The 16560-nt window shown below is 37.2% G+C and carries 9 protein-coding genes; 4 read left to right on the top strand and 5 right to left on the bottom strand.

Annotation, left to right across the window (positions count from 1 at the left end):
• Window positions 1-51: 51 nt before the first annotated feature.
• The 4 genes from AACX33_RS01085 to AACX33_RS01100 form a co-directional block, all read right to left on the bottom strand.
• A complete protein-coding gene (locus AACX33_RS01085; RefSeq protein ID WP_194001217.1) occupies window positions 52-369 on the bottom strand; it encodes a hypothetical protein in 318 nt (105 codons plus the stop codon).
• A 128-nt stretch (window positions 370-497) separates the two neighbouring features.
• Window positions 498-1427 (bottom strand): bestrophin family protein, encoded by a 930-nt coding sequence (locus tag AACX33_RS01090; RefSeq protein ID WP_194001219.1) that lies wholly within the window; start codon window positions 1425-1427, stop codon window positions 498-500.
• A gap of 45 nt (window positions 1428-1472) precedes the next feature.
• Window positions 1473-2057, bottom strand: a complete 585-nt coding sequence (locus tag AACX33_RS01095) for a hypothetical protein (protein ID WP_227788837.1) — start codon at window positions 2055-2057, stop codon at window positions 1473-1475.
• 99 nt (window positions 2058-2156) lie between these two features.
• Window positions 2157-4166, bottom strand: coding sequence for an EF-hand domain-containing protein (locus AACX33_RS01100; RefSeq protein ID WP_194001221.1), 2010 nt, complete (start codon window positions 4164-4166; stop codon window positions 2157-2159).
• Window positions 4167-4869: 703 nt separating this feature from the next.
• Between AACX33_RS01100 and AACX33_RS01105 the strand changes: the two genes are divergently transcribed.
• From AACX33_RS01105 to AACX33_RS01120, 4 genes are all read left to right on the top strand, one after another.
• Window positions 4870-11058 (top strand): hybrid sensor histidine kinase/response regulator, encoded by a 6189-nt coding sequence (locus AACX33_RS01105; protein ID WP_194001223.1) that lies wholly within the window; start codon window positions 4870-4872, stop codon window positions 11056-11058.
• Between the two features lie 232 nt (window positions 11059-11290).
• The gene (locus tag AACX33_RS01110; RefSeq protein ID WP_227788838.1) at window positions 11291-12382 is read left to right on the top strand and encodes a response regulator; all 1092 of its coding nucleotides are present in this window, start codon (window positions 11291-11293) and stop codon (window positions 12380-12382) included.
• A gap of 90 nt (window positions 12383-12472) precedes the next feature.
• Complete coding sequence (locus AACX33_RS01115) at window positions 12473-13279, top strand: tetratricopeptide repeat protein (RefSeq protein ID WP_194001225.1); 807 nt, start codon at window positions 12473-12475, stop codon at window positions 13277-13279.
• An 83-nt stretch (window positions 13280-13362) separates the two neighbouring features.
• Window positions 13363-14823, top strand: coding sequence for a hypothetical protein (locus AACX33_RS01120; protein WP_194001227.1), 1461 nt, complete (start codon window positions 13363-13365; stop codon window positions 14821-14823).
• Window positions 14824-15002: 179 nt separating this feature from the next.
• Here AACX33_RS01120 and AACX33_RS01125 read toward each other — a convergent pair whose 3' ends face one another.
• Window positions 15003-16361 (bottom strand): cytochrome P450, encoded by a 1359-nt coding sequence (locus AACX33_RS01125; protein WP_194001230.1) that lies wholly within the window; start codon window positions 16359-16361, stop codon window positions 15003-15005.
• Between the last annotated feature and the right edge of the window lie 199 nt (window positions 16362-16560).

Genomic DNA, 16560 nt, shown 5'->3' on the forward strand with positions numbered 1-16560 from the left:
GTTTCTAGAATCCCTGTAATCTAAAAAATTTTGTGATGTTGAAAACAGCAGTTATAAACTCAAGCTTTCTAATTCCTGCCAGAGAAGAGACATAAAATCATTAGCATCCTTAATACCCATTTCTCCCAGTGCTTTCCATTCTTCTGTTGTGTAATCTAAATCCTGTCCCATAATGTCTTGAGTCCAATAAGGCAACTTAGACGGATTTTGCATTAGCTCATAAGTCATCTCCAACATTTTTGTTCCTGTAGTATTTTCTCTAGCCTTTGTAGCTAAACAAAAAGCAAGTAATTTAGCTAGATTACTTTCCGGGGGAATAGATACCAGGAAAGCCATATTTTGTGCAAGAACAAATTTGTCTAATTTCATTTTGGGTTTTTTTCTAATTTACAAAGACTTAAACAAGACATGAACAATTAACACAACATTTCTGGACATCGCCTTACCTTGATAATCAACTCCTACGCAAAAACAAACCCGCTAAAAATCAAAAAAGATTAATTATATTCTTCATAACACATATTATTTGAATGAGATGCGAGGCTAGAATTAAAAATAATGAACTCTTCAATATCCGATTTGGTATTGTTGCAAATATCATCAAGAGGTAAGTCGTTCGGATCGTAACCAAAAGGATTTTCTATTTCCATTCCAATTTCTTCAATGCCAAGTAATGTAAAACTAATCAAACTAACAAGCAAGCCTGTCCCCCATCCCAAATCCTTAACTAACTGAAAAGGCAATAACAGGCAGTAAATTAATAACAGTTGCTTGAGATGAATGGAATAAGCTAAGGGGAGGGGCGTTCTTAAAATGCGTTCGCAGTGTCCTAAAGACTCCATCATACTCTTCACAGTAGTTTGCATAAAAATTACATGACTGTAATGTAAAACATCGCTACCACGTTTATACTGCTGTTGTAGATAATCTGCTATCCAAGAAACAATCAGTAGCGGTGGATTGTTAATTGTTTTTAGCTGTAAATATTGAGAGCGAGACATCAATGCTTCTAATTCGCTATTTACAGGTTCTAACCTAAGATACAATTTACAGGACACAAGTAAAGCACCTACAAGGCGCATGGCTCTAATTCTGTTGGCTTGATCTTGTGGTTCAATGTCGTTCATAATTGCCCCTATTTGCCAAGCCATATTACGGGCATCGTTGACTAAATTTCCCCATAACCTCCGACCTTCCCAAAACCTTTCGTAAGCGGTATTAGTTCGGAAGACTAGTAATAAACCTAAGACAATACTGGGAACAACACTTCCCAAAATAGGTTGGGATACAGGGAGTTTTAAATAGTAAAGAACAGAAATAATAAAACCAAACAGACCAAAACCAATAACCCGGATATAAATGGCTGAAATAACTGATCCTTTTAGCTGAAAAACGAGTTTAAACCAATTTGTTTTTTTGAGTTTCATGATGAGAAAGAATTTTGTTTAAATTTGAGGATATTTCAGCCTGATTCATAATTCATCCAGCTTCATATCGTCAATATATAGGAAGAAGAAACCGCCAAATACTGATATTAACGCCAATAAAAATGGTGGCATCGGAATTTTGTTCAAAAGACCAATCATACCGCACCAGCAGAAAACGATTCCGATGAGAGTATAAATAGTAGACAAATTTGGATACCTGTTCTTGAAGATATGAAATAATTTCTCCCTATAATTCATAACTTTGAAAGGTTTTTCTGAAGTAGTTTTTCTGCCAAATAACAACTCCTTCAAGGATAGGTCATCTAAAAGAAGCATGATCAGGCCAATCGCTAATAAACTCAAATAGCGCAGAACACTTGGGAGAGAAAATTCAGGGGCGGGTGCTTCTAACAAATTTACTCCATCAGCCCATGATCCGAATATATTGAAAAAGCCATTCCATATAGCAATGATGTTGAAAAAGACGTAGAAAATGTGAAAATTGGGATGTTTTTGCTTGAGGTAAGCAAAAAACTTCTGGCGCTTACTGGAAGGATGAGAATGACTTTTTTGCAAGTCTTCAATGGCGGCTTGAATAGGTTTTTGCGGTTGCATATTAGGTTCTTTCATGATAATGAATTTGTCAGTAAAGAATTCGTTGTCAAAGGGTATATTTAGGCAAAATTAGAGTTCGTGTTTCAAATACTTCATACTTAAGAAGTATTTTGATTAGAAATTTTCTTTCCTATAGCCAAATCCGTATTTGCTACAAAGACTCTTCAACTGTGTTGAAAGTCCAGGAGGTCCGCAGAAAAATACATCAACTTGATGGGGTGCGTGTTGTTTGGCTAAGTCACGGAAAATATTATCCCAGTCTGGACGACCAGTTTTTGTTTGACTTTTTAAACCTGTGATCAAATCAACCTTTGTCTGGGAGTGCATCAAATCCATTGCCACAAACAGCGTGCTAGATTTCATGTCTGACTTTTGTTGTGCGCCTGTGAGATATAAGTTGATATCAAACAAGTTCTTAGTGTCTTCCACTTCGATTTGTGATAACAGTTGAACAAACCATTCAAAGGCTTTTTGTTCTCGATTTAGCCAGAAGAAATGTACTTTCTCTAAATTTATGTTAGAAGAATGATGTTGATTGCGGTACAAAATACTTTTCAGGATAGAAGCAAAGGGAGTCACACCGATACCAGCACCGATTAAAACAGCATATTTAGATTCAAAAATATGTGTACTAGGTGTACCATAGGGACCATCTAAATAAACTGGAACCCCTGGCTCAGTCTGAGAATTATTTGAACGTATCCATTCTTCCCTCTGTTCTCGAAAAAGTTGATATAACTTACCAGTCCAACTTCCTGCTGCGCGGATGTGTAAAGATAAGACATCTGGTGTTTCAGGGGCGCTACTAATTGTAAATGGATGCCATTCAAATTTAGAAATACTGGGACATTTAATAAACAAATAGTCCCCTGGTTGATATTGGAATGATGCTGGACGTTGAACTTCTAAACCTAAAACTTTAGAAGGAAGTAAAGATGCATTAACAACAAATGTTGCATCATTTGTTGTTCGCCAACGAATAAATAATTCAATCAAAAATCCCAGCCCAGGGAATAACACCCACTGCCAAAAAACTGGCCCATGAATTAACGCCAGAATAAACCACAGCCCGTACCCCATGTGAGCTATATAGAACAGCGCAAATTTCCCTCCTTGTCGTATAGGTGCTTGCGCTGTTACCCACATAATTGTGAAAACTAGCAGTAATAAAAAGCCCGATAAACCAGCTTTTGTGCCAAATAAACTTTCAGTGAAGGCAGTGGGTAAAGTGCTGTAATTGAGGAAATGCGCTAGGGTATGCACGACTGCCAACGCAAACATAACTTGACCTACCAGCTTGTGAAACTCAATGCTTTCATCGATGGGTAAATAGTCGTTAAAGCTACTTTTGCGAAGCCTAGTCATAAAATGCCGCATCATCGGGATGAGAATAAGCGCCCCATTGAAGTTAAGGGTTGCACCGCAACCTCTAGCAATTTGAACATAGACATTTTTTCCTAAATCTGCATATCGCTCAACTGCCCCGAAGAAAAGAAACAAATTGACAGCAACATACAGGGTTAAAAAAGCAATTTTGACCCAATTATTTTGAATATAATGCTTGATATAAGCCTTTTTTGACCGCTTTTTTTCTGGGGTAGAGACTGCTTGTGAGTTTTGCTTGTCAGGTCTGAGCCAGCTAACAGGACTAACTGTCATCGCCGAAATTAAATCAGGAAATTTGCCTATGAGAGCTTTAAATTCTGCAAAAGAAATTTCCCCGCTTTTGTCTTTGTCGGCTTCGAGAAACAATATATCAACTAAATCGTTAATTTGTTCCGGTTTGAAACTGAGATTATTTTCATTCAAACTAGCCGCAATCAAATCAGCAATTTCTGCTTTTTCAATACAGTCATCCCCGTTGATATCGTGTAATTGATAGGCAAATTTTAGTTTTTCTTCTGTACTGGCAAAAACCAGGTTTTCTACAGATATTAAAAATTCTTCTATTTGGATAGTGCCACTACTATCAGTATCAAATATAGAAAATAATCTGTTGGCAAAATATTCGTCTTTCAGTCCTAAAGCTTTCTTAAATTCTGTTTGATCAATTTTTTGGTCTTCTCCGGCAATTTTGGTGAAGACCTGTCGCAATTCCTCTAAAATAATTTTTGGTGTTTCCATTGTTTGGTCATCTTATTTGATTTATTACTTAAGTTGCTTTTCTTGTAAGTACTTAGCTAATAGCTTTTATTCGGGACTCTGCGCGAACCGGAGGCTAGGCGGTAAGCAGTCAGCTAAAACCCTTTTGTCTAATGAGTTTAAAGCTTTTGAGCTAGGAAAACTGACTCGAAAAGGAAATAAATAGACATAGGTTAGTTTTTAGATGATTAAGTAGCTTAATTAACTTTTATTAGTATCAAAGCTTGTATCGTAATGGAAAATCAAGTCGGAAAAGTCGGAAGTTAAAGTCGGAAAAGTTGGTTTGTGATCAAAAAGTCCAGTCATAACCCCTTAACTGACTGACACCTGATTTGCAACGAAGAAGATTTTACGTAATAATACTTACAATGAAGTTACTAAGGTATGATTGGGTAAAAAATTTATCCCCACGACCAACTCCAGCCTCAAGGGAGATTCGCAACATCTTTGTTTTCTCCTTCATCGCGGTTCAACTGGCACATATTGAATTTCTGGAGATGTCTCATCAGGTGCGATTAAGATGCGATCGCGCCCGCTAGGCTAAGATACTACATATAGAGTTATCTTTATTTTCAGCCTTATATTTAGTACGGACAAGATGTCTGCGTGTCACAAGTGCGTAAGTCCTGATAATGTCGCCAAAAAACTCAATATCTAAATAAAATATCTTGCTAAATTTACCATTATGCTCACAATTCCCAATTATCGAATTACTCAACAGCTTTATTCTGGTTCCCGCAGCCTGGTGTATAGAGCTATCTCTGCACTCAACGACCAAAGCGTAATTCTGAAACTCCTCTCTTCAGAGTATCCCACCCTCAATGAATTGGTGCAATTTCGCCATCAGTATACTATTGCGAAAAATCTCGATTTACCAGGAATAATCAAACACCTAAGCTTAGAAAAATACCGTAATAGTTATCTATTAGTCTTAGAAGATTTTGGGGGTATTTCGTTATCTGATTATATGGGAGCTAACAATCAGACTGAAGCCTCTTCTGTTCCCCAAAATTTACATTTAGATGAGTTCTTACATATTGCTATCCAGATTGTTCAGGCTCTAGAAACAATACATCAAAACTATATTATTCATAAAGATATTAAGCCAAAGAATATTTTAATTAATCCAGAAACTAAACAGATAAAAATTATTGATTTTTGTATTTGCTCTATTTTACCCAGACAAAAACCCGAAATTGTTCACCTTAATATGTTTGAAGGGACTACTGCGTATATGTCTCCAGAACAAACAGGACGAATGAATCGAGGGATTGACTATCGTACTGACTTTTATTCTCTAGGTGTAACTTTTTACGAATTGCTCACCGGACAACTACCCTTCCAAAGCAATGACACAATGGAGTTATTTCACTGTCACATTGCTAGGATGCCAATTTCTCCAATAGCAATTAATTCTGCAATTGGAAAGATGTTAAATGATATTGTTCTAAAACTGATGGCAAAAACACCTGAAGAACGCTATCAAACAGCTTTTGGACTGCGAATAGATTTAGAAAAGTGTCGAGAAAAATTTTTAGAAAAAACCAGTATTACTCCGTTTAAATTAGCTCAAAATGATATTGACTCCCGCTTGATTATTCCAGAAAAACTCTACGGCAGAGAAACCGAAGTAGCCACCCTGTTAGCTGCTTTCAACCGATTATCAGAGAAAGGGAATGCGGATATAGAACCAACTAACCAATCCTCTAGACTAGGCGCGTATCGCACTATTGAAAATCCCCAAAATCAAATCGAATTGATATTAGTATCCGGATTTTCAGGCATTGGTAAAACAGCAGTAGTGAATGAAGTCAACAAAGTAATAGTGCGTCAAAGAGGTTATTTTATTAAAGGAAAATTTGATCAATTTCAACGCGATATTCCCTTTTTGGCTTGGATACAAGCATTGCAAAATTTAATCCGACAACTATTTAGTGAAAGCTTGATTAAAGTCGAGATATGGAAAACAAAAATATTAACAGCTTTGGGTACACAAGCTAAAGTGCTGACTGATGTTATTCCCGAATTAGAACTTTTGATTGGTCAGCAACCTGATGTATCAGATTTTTCAGAAAATGCTGGACATAATCGTTTTTATTTGCTATTAAAAAAAATTCTTCTGGTGTTTGCTACCAAAGACCATCCTTTAGTAATTTTTTTAGATGACTTGCAGTGGGCAGATACAGCTTCTCTGAAGTTGATAGAACTGTTCATGAATGAAACCAATACAAGCTATTTATTACTAATTGGTGCATATCGAGATAATGAAGTTTCTGCAACCCATCCGTTAATGCTAACATTGGATGAACTTAAAAAAAATCAGGTTAGGTTTGACAGTATTACCTTAAAGCCTCTCAATAAATATTCTATTAATGCCTTAATTGCTGATACGTTGAATTGTTTAAAAAAAACCGTGCAGCCTTTAACAGAAGTTGTATTTAATAAAACTAAAGGTAATCCGTTCTTTGCGACTCAATTAATCAAATCTCTTCATGAACAATCCTTAATTTACTTTAGATATAAAAAAAATACGGGAATCTGGCAATATAACATTGCTGAAATTAAAGCCCTTTATACCAGTGATAATGTTGTCGAATTTATGGCAACTCAGTTACAAAAACTGCCCGTAAATACCCAGGAAATTTTAAAGTTAGCAGCTTGTATTGGCAATTCTTTTGATTTGAATACTTTAGTAATTGCTCACGAGCGATCGCCTGATGAAATAGCCGCGGCTTTAATTAGTGCATTACAAGAAAGCTTAATAATCTTTGAAGACAAAACTCATTTTTTAAATGACCCCGAAATATTAGGATTACAGAGTCAAAATTCAGAACAAATACATTACAAATTTGGACATGACCGAGTGCAGCAAGCTGCATATCTTTTAATTCCAGAAGCTCAAAAGCAGTCCACACATTTAAAAATTGGGCAATTACTTTTAACTAAGATTCCAGAGTCAAAACGAGAAACAAGAATTTTTGATATTGTCAATCAGTTAAATTATGGGTGGGAATTACTGAAAAATCAAACTGAGCGAGATGAACTAGCTCAATTAAATTTAATTGCGGGACGTAAAGCTTTAGCTTCCACTGCTTATACTGCTGCTGGAAAATATTTCACTATCTCTAAGAAACTTTTACCAGCAGATAGTTGGCTGAACTTATATGACTTAACCCTCTGCTTGTATGAGTCAGCAGCAGAGACAGCATACCTGACTGGGGACTTTGTGGAAATGTCTTCTTTGGTAGAGATAGTGCTGCAACAGGCTAGGACAGTGCTGGACAAAATGAAAATATATGTAGTGAAAATTAAAGCTTATCAAAGTCAGAATAAACCACTAATAGCGATTAAAATTGCCCTCACTGCTTTAGCACTTTTGGGAATAGAATTTCCTGAACAGCCAAGCCAGTTAGATATTCAGGATGGCGTGGAGGAAATCCAGTCAAATTTGGCTCTGAAGAAAATTGAGGGCTTAATTGAGTTACCCGAAATGACCGATCGGGAAAAGCTAGCAGCCATGAGGATATTTTCAATTATTACCTCTTCTCTGTTTAGCACCAATATTGAACTATTATCACTGATTGTATTTAAACAAGTCAATTTATCAATTCAATATGGAAATGCTTTAGAGTCGGCGATCGCCTATACCAATTATGGACTAATTCTCTGCGGTAGATTAGGAAAAATTGATGCTGGCTATCAATTTGGTCAACTAGCTTTAAATCTGTTAGATAGGTTAAAAACTCCAGAAATTAAAACCAAAACTATCTTTTACGTTTCTGTATGGACAAAACATTGGAAAGTGCATCTTAAAGATACATTAAAAAACTTTTTGGATGCTTACACTAATGGTTTGGAGACGGGAGATTTACAATTTGCGGCTCTTTCTGCTTACTTATACTGCAACATTTTGTTTTTTACTGGTAAGGAACTATCGCAAGTTAGGCAAGAGATGGCTAAATATGGAGAAGTTCTGACTCAAATGAAACAAAAAGCTACTTTAGAGAAGTTGCAAATATATGAGTATGCTGTCATCGCCTTAACTGAGCTAAATGAACAAGATGAAAATACAAAGTTGGTGATTAATCATCAAATTCAAATTAATCACAAAACAGCATCTTGCCAAGTATATTGCACTCAGCTTATTTTAAACTATTTGTTTAATAATTACCTAAAAGCTATTGAAGATGCGAAAAATGCGGAAAAATATTTAGCTGGTGTAACATCCACAATGATTGTGCCGATTTTCCATTTTTACGATTCTCTAGCTAGGCTAGCGATATATTCTGAAAGTTCAGAATATGAACAAAAAAATATTCTCCAAAATGCAGAATCTAATTTGGCAAAGATGCGGAATTGGGCGGATCATGCGCCGATGAATTATTTGCATAAATTTGACCTACTTAAGGCAGAACAGCATCGAGTTATGGGTGAAAATATTCAGGCAATGGAATATTATGACAAAGCTATTGCCGGAGCTAAAGAAAATGAGTATTTAAATGAAGAAGCTCTTGCTAACGAACTCGCTGCTAAATTTTATTTAGCATGGGGGAAAGAAAAAATTGCCCGTATTTACCTTGCTGAGGCTTATTATGCCTACTTTCACTGGGGTGCATTAGCCAAACTAAAAGATTTGCAAAACCGCTATCCTAACTTATTATCTCACATTCAATTGATTGAACAAACTAACTCTGATATCAAGGATAAGGTTAGTAAAGTCACGACAGGTGATGCTATTTCTAACTCAACAAGAGGTTCAGAAGCTTTAGACTTAGCAACGGTGATTGCAGCTTCTCAAGCTATGTCAAAAGAAATCAATTTAGAAAGCTTGCTTTCTACTTTAATGCAAGTAGCGATCGAAAATGCCGGAGCTTCTAAAGGTGTACTTGTCTTGCACGATCAGGGTGATTTAACTTTAGAAGCGATAGCTCTTTCCGAAACAGGAACCCAGACACCAGAAATTTTAGTAAATTTGCTGCCATCAGTAGCACTCACCCCAGAAGAAATACCCAACAGTATCATTAACTATGTCACACGCACCCAAGAAATTTTATTAGTTGACAATGCTACAACTGAAACGAATTTTGCTCATGATATTTACATCATCCAACAGCAACCAAAATCAGTTTTATGTATTCCTATCCTGAATCAAGGAAAACTAATTGGCATACTTTATTTAGAAAATAATTTGACTGTCAAAGCTTTTATTCCCGACAGGGTGGAAATATTAAAATTACTATCATCTCAAGCTGCTATTTCCATAGAAAATGCCCGGATTTACAATAATTTAGCACAAAAAGTTAAAGAAAGGACTGCCGAATTAGAGATAGCTAAACAAGAATCTGAAGCAGCTAACCAGGCTAAAAGCTCTTTTCTTGCCAATATGAGCCACGAATTGCGAACGCCTCTGAACGTAATCTTAGGATTTTCTAACCTCATGATGAGTAATACAAATTTGAGTGCAGAAGAGCAAGAAAATCTGAGTATTATTAATCGTAGTGGAGAACATTTATTGAATTTAATTAACCAAGTACTTGATCTCTCCAAAATTGAAGCGGGACGAATGACACTTAATGAAACTAATTTTGACCTTTACTACTTACTAGCCGATGTAGAAAATATCTTCTATTTGCAAGCTAAAGAGCAAGGTTTACAATTACATTTTCAATGTGCTAAAGATGTTCCGCAATATATTTCCACAGATCAACTTAAGTTACGGCAAGTGCTGATTAATTTATTGAATAATGCTATTAAATTTACTCCTCAAGGAAGTGTATCTGTAAAAATCAAATTGAAAGCTGCTGTTGAGATATTGCCTAAAATGTCTCTACACTCTCAATGTCAAATCATCTTTGAAGTTTCAGATACAGGTCTTGGTATTGCTCCTCACGAACTAGAAAAATTATTCAAACCTTTTGGACAAACTTCTTCAAGCCAACAAGTACAAGAAGGGACAGGATTGGGATTAACTATCAGCCGTCAGTTCATTAATTTAATGGGAGGTGAAATAACTGTGATCAGTGGTGGCAAATCTTTTTCACCATCTCTAGAAAAATCAGCGACAGATTCCCTAGCGCTAGACATCGCTGACCAACAGCAAGTCACTAACCAGAAAACTGCTCTACCTCCCTCTAGCACAACATTTATATTTGACGTTACAACTACAGTTATTGATAGGGTCGAAGTTGAGAACAAATCTGAACTTATTCGCGTGATTAATTTAGCTCCCAATCAACCAAAATATCGAATGTTAGTTGTTGACGATCATGAATACAATCGCCAATTGCTAGTTAAAATTCTCGGACGCTTAGATTTTGAGTTGCGAGAAGCAATTAATGGTCAAGAAGCAATTGAAATTTGGGAAGCGTGGTCACCCCATTTGATCTGGATGGATATGCGAATGCCGGTGATGGATGGTTATGAAGCAACTAAACACATTAAAAGCACAACTAAAGGTCAAGCTACAGCTATAATTGCTATTACTGCTAGCGTTTTAGAAGAGCAGAAAGCGGTGGTTTTATCATCTGGTTGTGATAATTTTGTGCGTAAGCCATTTCAAGAAAGAGTCATCTTTGAAATTATAGCTAAATATTTAGAAGTTAGTTATATATATGAAGAGAAGACTTTATCTTCTCAAGTTTTTTGTTTGCCTAATGAGCCGTTTGACCTCAGCGAATTTATGAGCGCTATGCCACGGGAATGGATCATAAAATTAAATGCAGCAGCTCTTGATGCTGACTCGGAATTGGTTAATGAAATGGTTGTTCAAATTCCAGAAATTCACGGTTCCACAATTCAAATTATTAGAAATTGGGTAAATAAGTTTGAATTTGAAAAAATTCTTGATTTAACAGAATCATTCTTGGGCAATTGATATGTATTATTAATTAATATTTAATTTATTTAAAAACATAATTACTTTTCAAATTATGTGCGCGAATCTTTAATTGGAAATACTGACAATAAGGTATAAAATATAAAACAGGACTGACGCAACGTTGATGGTCTAGTTTTTTAGGGCGCGTCGCTGTGTATCTGCTTGATTGTTTATGAAAGTTGCGTAAGTTCTGTATAAATTCCAATTTTTCAGCATTAAATATTTAAATATGAACTTTGAGCAAGCATTATTATTGGTAGAATCTATCTTTAAAGATAAAACGGGAAAGCAATTAACAGATCCAGAAAAAAGAATTTTAAAAGCTGCTTGGGAAAACCAGCCGTACAATAATATTTCTGACAGTTTGTACTTGAGCATAGGACATATTAAAGATTTAGCTTCTCTTTTATGGAAGCGCATTTCATATGTAATGGAAGCAAAAGTTAACAAGAGAAATTTTCGCTATTTCATAGAGAACCAAGCTATAATAAACAATCCTGCTTTTACTCAAATAGAAGAAATTGAAGCTGATAAAGCTAATGTTTTAATTGTTGATGATTTTGTAGATAATTTGCGTTTTTTAACAGATATTTTAATTAGGCGTGGGTACAAAGTCCGCAGCGTGACTAATGGCAATATGGCATTAAAAACAGCTATTAATAAACTGCCTGATGTTATTTTATTGGATATTAAAATGCCACAGATTGATGGTTATGAAGTCTGCAAAGCTTTCAAAATGAACGAATTGCTTTCAGAAATACCTGTAATATTCTTAAGCGCACTTGATGAAGTTATTGATAAAATTAAAGCTTTCCAAGTTGGGGGAGTTGATTACATCACTAAACCTTTTTATCCAGAAGAAGTAATAGCTCGCATTCAAACTCAATTAACTATTCAAAAACAAAAGCTTGAACTACGACAGGCAATTGAAGAACATCAGCAAACGGCAGAAATTCTTTATCAATCTCGGGCTTTGTTGGCTAATTTGTTGAATAATTCTCTAGATGGAATTGCCGCTATACAGGCGGTGAGAAATACGATTGATGGAGAAATTGATGACTTTATCTATCTGGTGGTTAATCCTGTTTTTGCTAAATTCTTTGGTGTAAAACGCGAACGTCTTACAGATATGTCAGGGGTGAAGAACTTGGTGAATCTGCTTGCTCCAGAATTCTTTGATACATTAGTATGGGTAGTTAAGACAGGAAAACCAATGGAGAAAAAAATTTACTGTAAAAATGGTAAAGTTCAAAAATTGTATAACTTTACTATTGTGAAGTTTGGAGATGGCTGTTCGATTACTGGACGAGCTGTTCCTTGATAAATTTGATTCAGAATTTTTTCTGTTGTAGTTCACTAGAGATGGAACATTGTTTTAAGATAAATTATGTTGCACATAATAGAGAGTTTAATGATTAAATTAATTGGTATTGTTTTGAGTTTGTTGCTTGTGTTGGGTTGGAGTACACCAGCGAGCGCAGTATCCCAAACGCCTAGTATTACTCAAGTACAGTTACAACAAGGGGATGAATGGGCGAAGAAGGCTTTGACTGCTACGAATAAGGGTGATTTTGCCACTGCGGAAACGTACTGGACACAGATTATTGAGCAGTTTCCCACCAATGCAGGTGCATGGAGTAACCGGGGAAATTCGCGGGTGAGTCAGAATAAATTGCAAGCAGCATTGACAGATTACAATAAAGCTATAGAACTCGTGCCTAATGCCACTGATCCCTATTTAAATCGGGGTACAGCTTTAGAAGGGTTGGGAAAATGGCTTGAGGCGATCGCGGATTATAATCATGTACTAGAACTTGATCCCAATGATCCGATGGCGTACAACAATCGGGGTAATGCCAAATCAGGATTAGGACAATGGCAAGAGGCGATCGCTGATTATCAAAAATCAATGGAAATTGCCCCAAATTTTGCCTTTGCGCGGGCCAACTATGCCCTCGCCCTTTATGAAACTGGTCAAATCGACGAAGCCATCCGCGAGATGAAGAACATCGTCCGCAAATATCCCCAATTTGCCGATATGCGTGCCGCCCTCACAGCAGCTTACTGGGTAAATGGTAACCAAGGCGAAGCTGAAAGCAACTGGGTAGCAGCTTATGGCCTGGATAACCGCTACAAAGATATGAACTGGGTAACAAATATCCGCCGTTGGCCTCCCACTATGGTGGTAGCTTTAGATAAGTTCTTGAAACTTCAGTAATTACCGCTGAAGGCCTTCACAATTGCTCAACGCAAATCTGTTTGAGAAATCAACAAAAATAGATACCTTTAGAAATAAAAAACATGAATAAAGCATTTTTGAAAGAGAGTCTAGGTTCAAAAGATACAGCAAAAGAATTGGCTGAAAAAGTTCAAAAATTTGTCCCTGCTTATCAGCAATATCTCGAAAAACATGGTTTAAAACCTGGTGAACCTTTTGAAAACTTACCAACCTCAGATAAGAAATCCTATGCCCTAGTCTATCCCTATGAAGATATTCTGGCGACAGAGAAAGAAGAAATTTTTGCTCTGTTTCGTTCTTCCGGTTCATCAGGTAATAGCTTTTATTGGCCTCAACTTAAATCAGCTTATCGCTTTTCACCTATAGCAACAAGAAAGTCTCTTGAAGATATCTTTTCTATTGATCAGAAAAAAACACTAGCTATTGTTGGATTTAATCTTGGCGGCTGGATTGGGGGAGAATCTTCTTCTTGGAATCTCAAAAATGTGGCACTCGATACTCCTTATTCTTTTTCCGTTCTCTGCCCAGGGAATGATATCGATGAGATCATCAAAATAATCTGCCAATTAGAGTCGTCTGTGGAGCAGATTCTCCTCTTTATCGTCCCCTCCGCCATTGGTCATCTTCACTTGAGAGCCAGTCAGTTAAAACAGTCTCTTCCAGTCAAAAAACTCAGATATGTAGTGGGTGGCGAACCATTTCCAGAAACACTGCGTACTTCTTTCCAAAATCAGGCGGGGGTAGAACACAATATCCCATTTATGCTTTCTGTGTATGGGAGCGCTGATACTGGGAATTTCGGATTTGAATCCCTGTATTCAGTCGCTTTGCGAAAACTCTGCCAAAATGAAGCTCTTGCTGAAGAATTAGGGTTAGAATCTCCGATTCCCCAATTTTATCATTTTGTTGCACCGAACACATTTTTGGAAACTGTGAACGGAAACCTATGTATTACTCTTTGGCAAGGAATTCCTCTGGTACGCTACATTCTTTATGACCGAGTATCTTTATACAGTTGGAGAGAATTAAGACAAGCCATTCTCTCCTCAGATCAGCTCAATTCTCAAGATGAACCTTGGGTGAAACTTCTAGAATCAGCTGGTGAGATGCTTCCTGATTTAATCGCGGTCACAGGTCGGGCTGATAGCTGTTTGATAATTGGGGCAGCAAATCTAATGGAATATATGTTAGATGAAGCCGTAAAACATGAAGAGCTAAATCATATTCTCACAGGACTATACCGGGCTAAAATTGTTTACGAAGAAAATAAACAATATTTATCATTTGATTTAGAAACTATACAAGGGATTGCTCTAGATGAAGAAAAGAGAGAACTAGTTTATTACTCTTTAGTTAAAACTTTAGGACGCTTAGAACCCTATTTTTTAGAAGCTTATAAAAAGCTTTATAGTATTTGGGATAACGACCCGACAAAGCGGATTCTTCGACTCAATTTTCTCTCCTGGCCTAGTTTATCTCAGACAACAGAAACCTCTATCAAACAAAGAGGTATTCTTCGGTAATATTAAGTGTGGTTCATGAGTGACGATGATCACCATCAATGAACCCCTCCCCGCAAGTGGAGCTACCGTGTACACACAAGTCGAAAAACCCTACCCACATTGGCTTGAAACTCTTAAGGTGCGTTATAGATGCTAGTCCTAACGCACCGAAAACCGAGGATGGTTGGTTACGCTGGGCTTTAATTTTTTGGCGTTCCCTTGATAACCATCGGCACACCTCCTTTAGGCCCAAACAGTATGCCCTTACGTATTGGCTGCACTGGTTGACTATCCGCCAATTCCATTTGCCATTTAGACAGCACTGTGGCCAACACTAGTTTCATTTCAAACAGGGCAAACGCCATGCCAATACAGCGACGGTTACCACCACCAAAGGGTATATATTCAGAACTGGAAAACTGCCTTTCTAAAAAACGCTCTGGCTTAAATGTCTGGGAATCAGGATATAAATCTTCCCGATGATGAGTTAAATACACACAGGGGATTAATAACGTCCCAGGTGCAAACTGATATTCCCCAATTTGTAGCGGTGATTTGACTAATCGACTCAAAAGCAACATTGTAACTGGGTAAAGTCGCAGTGTTTCCGCACAAACTGCATTCAAATAAGGTAATCGAAAAATAGCATTGGAGTCGGAGTTTTCACCCAAAGAGTCTATCTCTGGCAATAATTTCTCACGCACCTCTGGCTGATGGTGAATCCAGTACAAAGCCCAAGTCAGTGCTGTAGCAGTAGTTTCTTGACCTGTTAGTAATAAAGTCATCAACTCATCACGTAACTCCACATCCGTCATCGGCTTACCCGCTTCATCACGAGTTGCCATCATTAAAGATAAAATATCAGTCCGGGATGAGTCAGACTGTGCTTGGCGTTCTTGAATTTCAGCATAAATGAGTTCATCAATTTGCTGTCGTAAACGCAGAAACTCTCCCCAATGACTCCAAGCACCTAAATCCCGGCGCAGTGATGGGAAAATTACCAGCATTGACCGTAAAATAGGTTTTTTGGGATTGAGGATGGCAATTAAAAGTTGCTTGAGTTTTTCGTAACGTGGCCCCTCAGCTAGACCAAATACAGCCTTTAAAATCACTTGAAAGGAAATGGCTTGCATCGATGACAACACAGAAACTGTTTCACCTACTTGCCATTGATTAGTCACTTGCTGACTGATATCACGAATTAAATCGCCATAAGCCAGCATTCTTTCTCCATGAAAGGGGGGTGTCAACAGCTTGCGTTGTCGCTGGTGAGGCTTACCATCTAGGGATAGTAGTGATTGATTTCCCAATAAAGGCGATTGAAACCCAGCTGCTGCACCACAGTCTAAATGTTTGGGATCGGTGTTAAAAATCTGCTGAATAGCTTCAGGGTTGCTGACGAATACTTGAGGAGTAAAAAGTGGTCCGACGCGGAGGGTGAAAATATCACCATAGCTTTTAGCACAGTCTTCCATATATTCCAAAGGGCTAGTCAGCCATCGGTATGTCTGTAGCCAAGGGTGATTTTTGGGGCCATCAGGTAGTTGAAGTGCAGGCATTTTGATTATTTTTCCAATGATTGGAGCCAGAATTTTATGCACCCATTACTTGATAAATTTTAGAACACAAATGTGAACTACCCACACTGACTTGGAGTACCAAGTAAAGTGTCGGCTTCTGTACTCACAGGGGAATGCCGCAACTTAGACTTTCGCCCAAGCTTTGGTCTGACATCCCCTCCTACAGCAGAGACGGCTG

The sequence above is a fragment of the Nodularia sp. LEGE 04288 genome (assembly GCF_963896525.1).
Classification (GTDB): domain Bacteria; phylum Cyanobacteriota; class Cyanobacteriia; order Cyanobacteriales; family Nostocaceae; genus Nodularia.

Excerpts from the sequence above, each read along its gene's own strand:
- AACX33_RS01115 (WP_194001225.1), top strand. The coding sequence starts at position 12,473 with ATGATTAAATTAATTGGTATTGTTTTGAGTTTGTTGCTTGTGTTGGGT.
- AACX33_RS01095 (WP_227788837.1), bottom strand. The coding sequence starts at position 2,057 with ATGAAAGAACCTAATATGCAACCGCAAAAACCTATTCAAGCCGCCATT.
- AACX33_RS01125 (WP_194001230.1), bottom strand. The coding sequence starts at position 16,361 with ATGCCTGCACTTCAACTACCTGATGGCCCCAAAAATCACCCTTGGCTA.
- AACX33_RS01100 (WP_194001221.1), bottom strand. The coding sequence starts at position 4,166 with ATGGAAACACCAAAAATTATTTTAGAGGAATTGCGACAGGTCTTCACC.
- AACX33_RS01110 (WP_227788838.1), top strand. The coding sequence starts at position 11,291 with ATGAACTTTGAGCAAGCATTATTATTGGTAGAATCTATCTTTAAAGAT.
- AACX33_RS01085 (WP_194001217.1), bottom strand. The coding sequence starts at position 369 with ATGAAATTAGACAAATTTGTTCTTGCACAAAATATGGCTTTCCTGGTA.
- AACX33_RS01090 (WP_194001219.1), bottom strand. The coding sequence starts at position 1,427 with ATGAAACTCAAAAAAACAAATTGGTTTAAACTCGTTTTTCAGCTAAAA.
- AACX33_RS01105 (WP_194001223.1), top strand. The coding sequence starts at position 4,870 with ATGCTCACAATTCCCAATTATCGAATTACTCAACAGCTTTATTCTGGT.
- AACX33_RS01120 (WP_194001227.1), top strand. The coding sequence starts at position 13,363 with ATGAATAAAGCATTTTTGAAAGAGAGTCTAGGTTCAAAAGATACAGCA.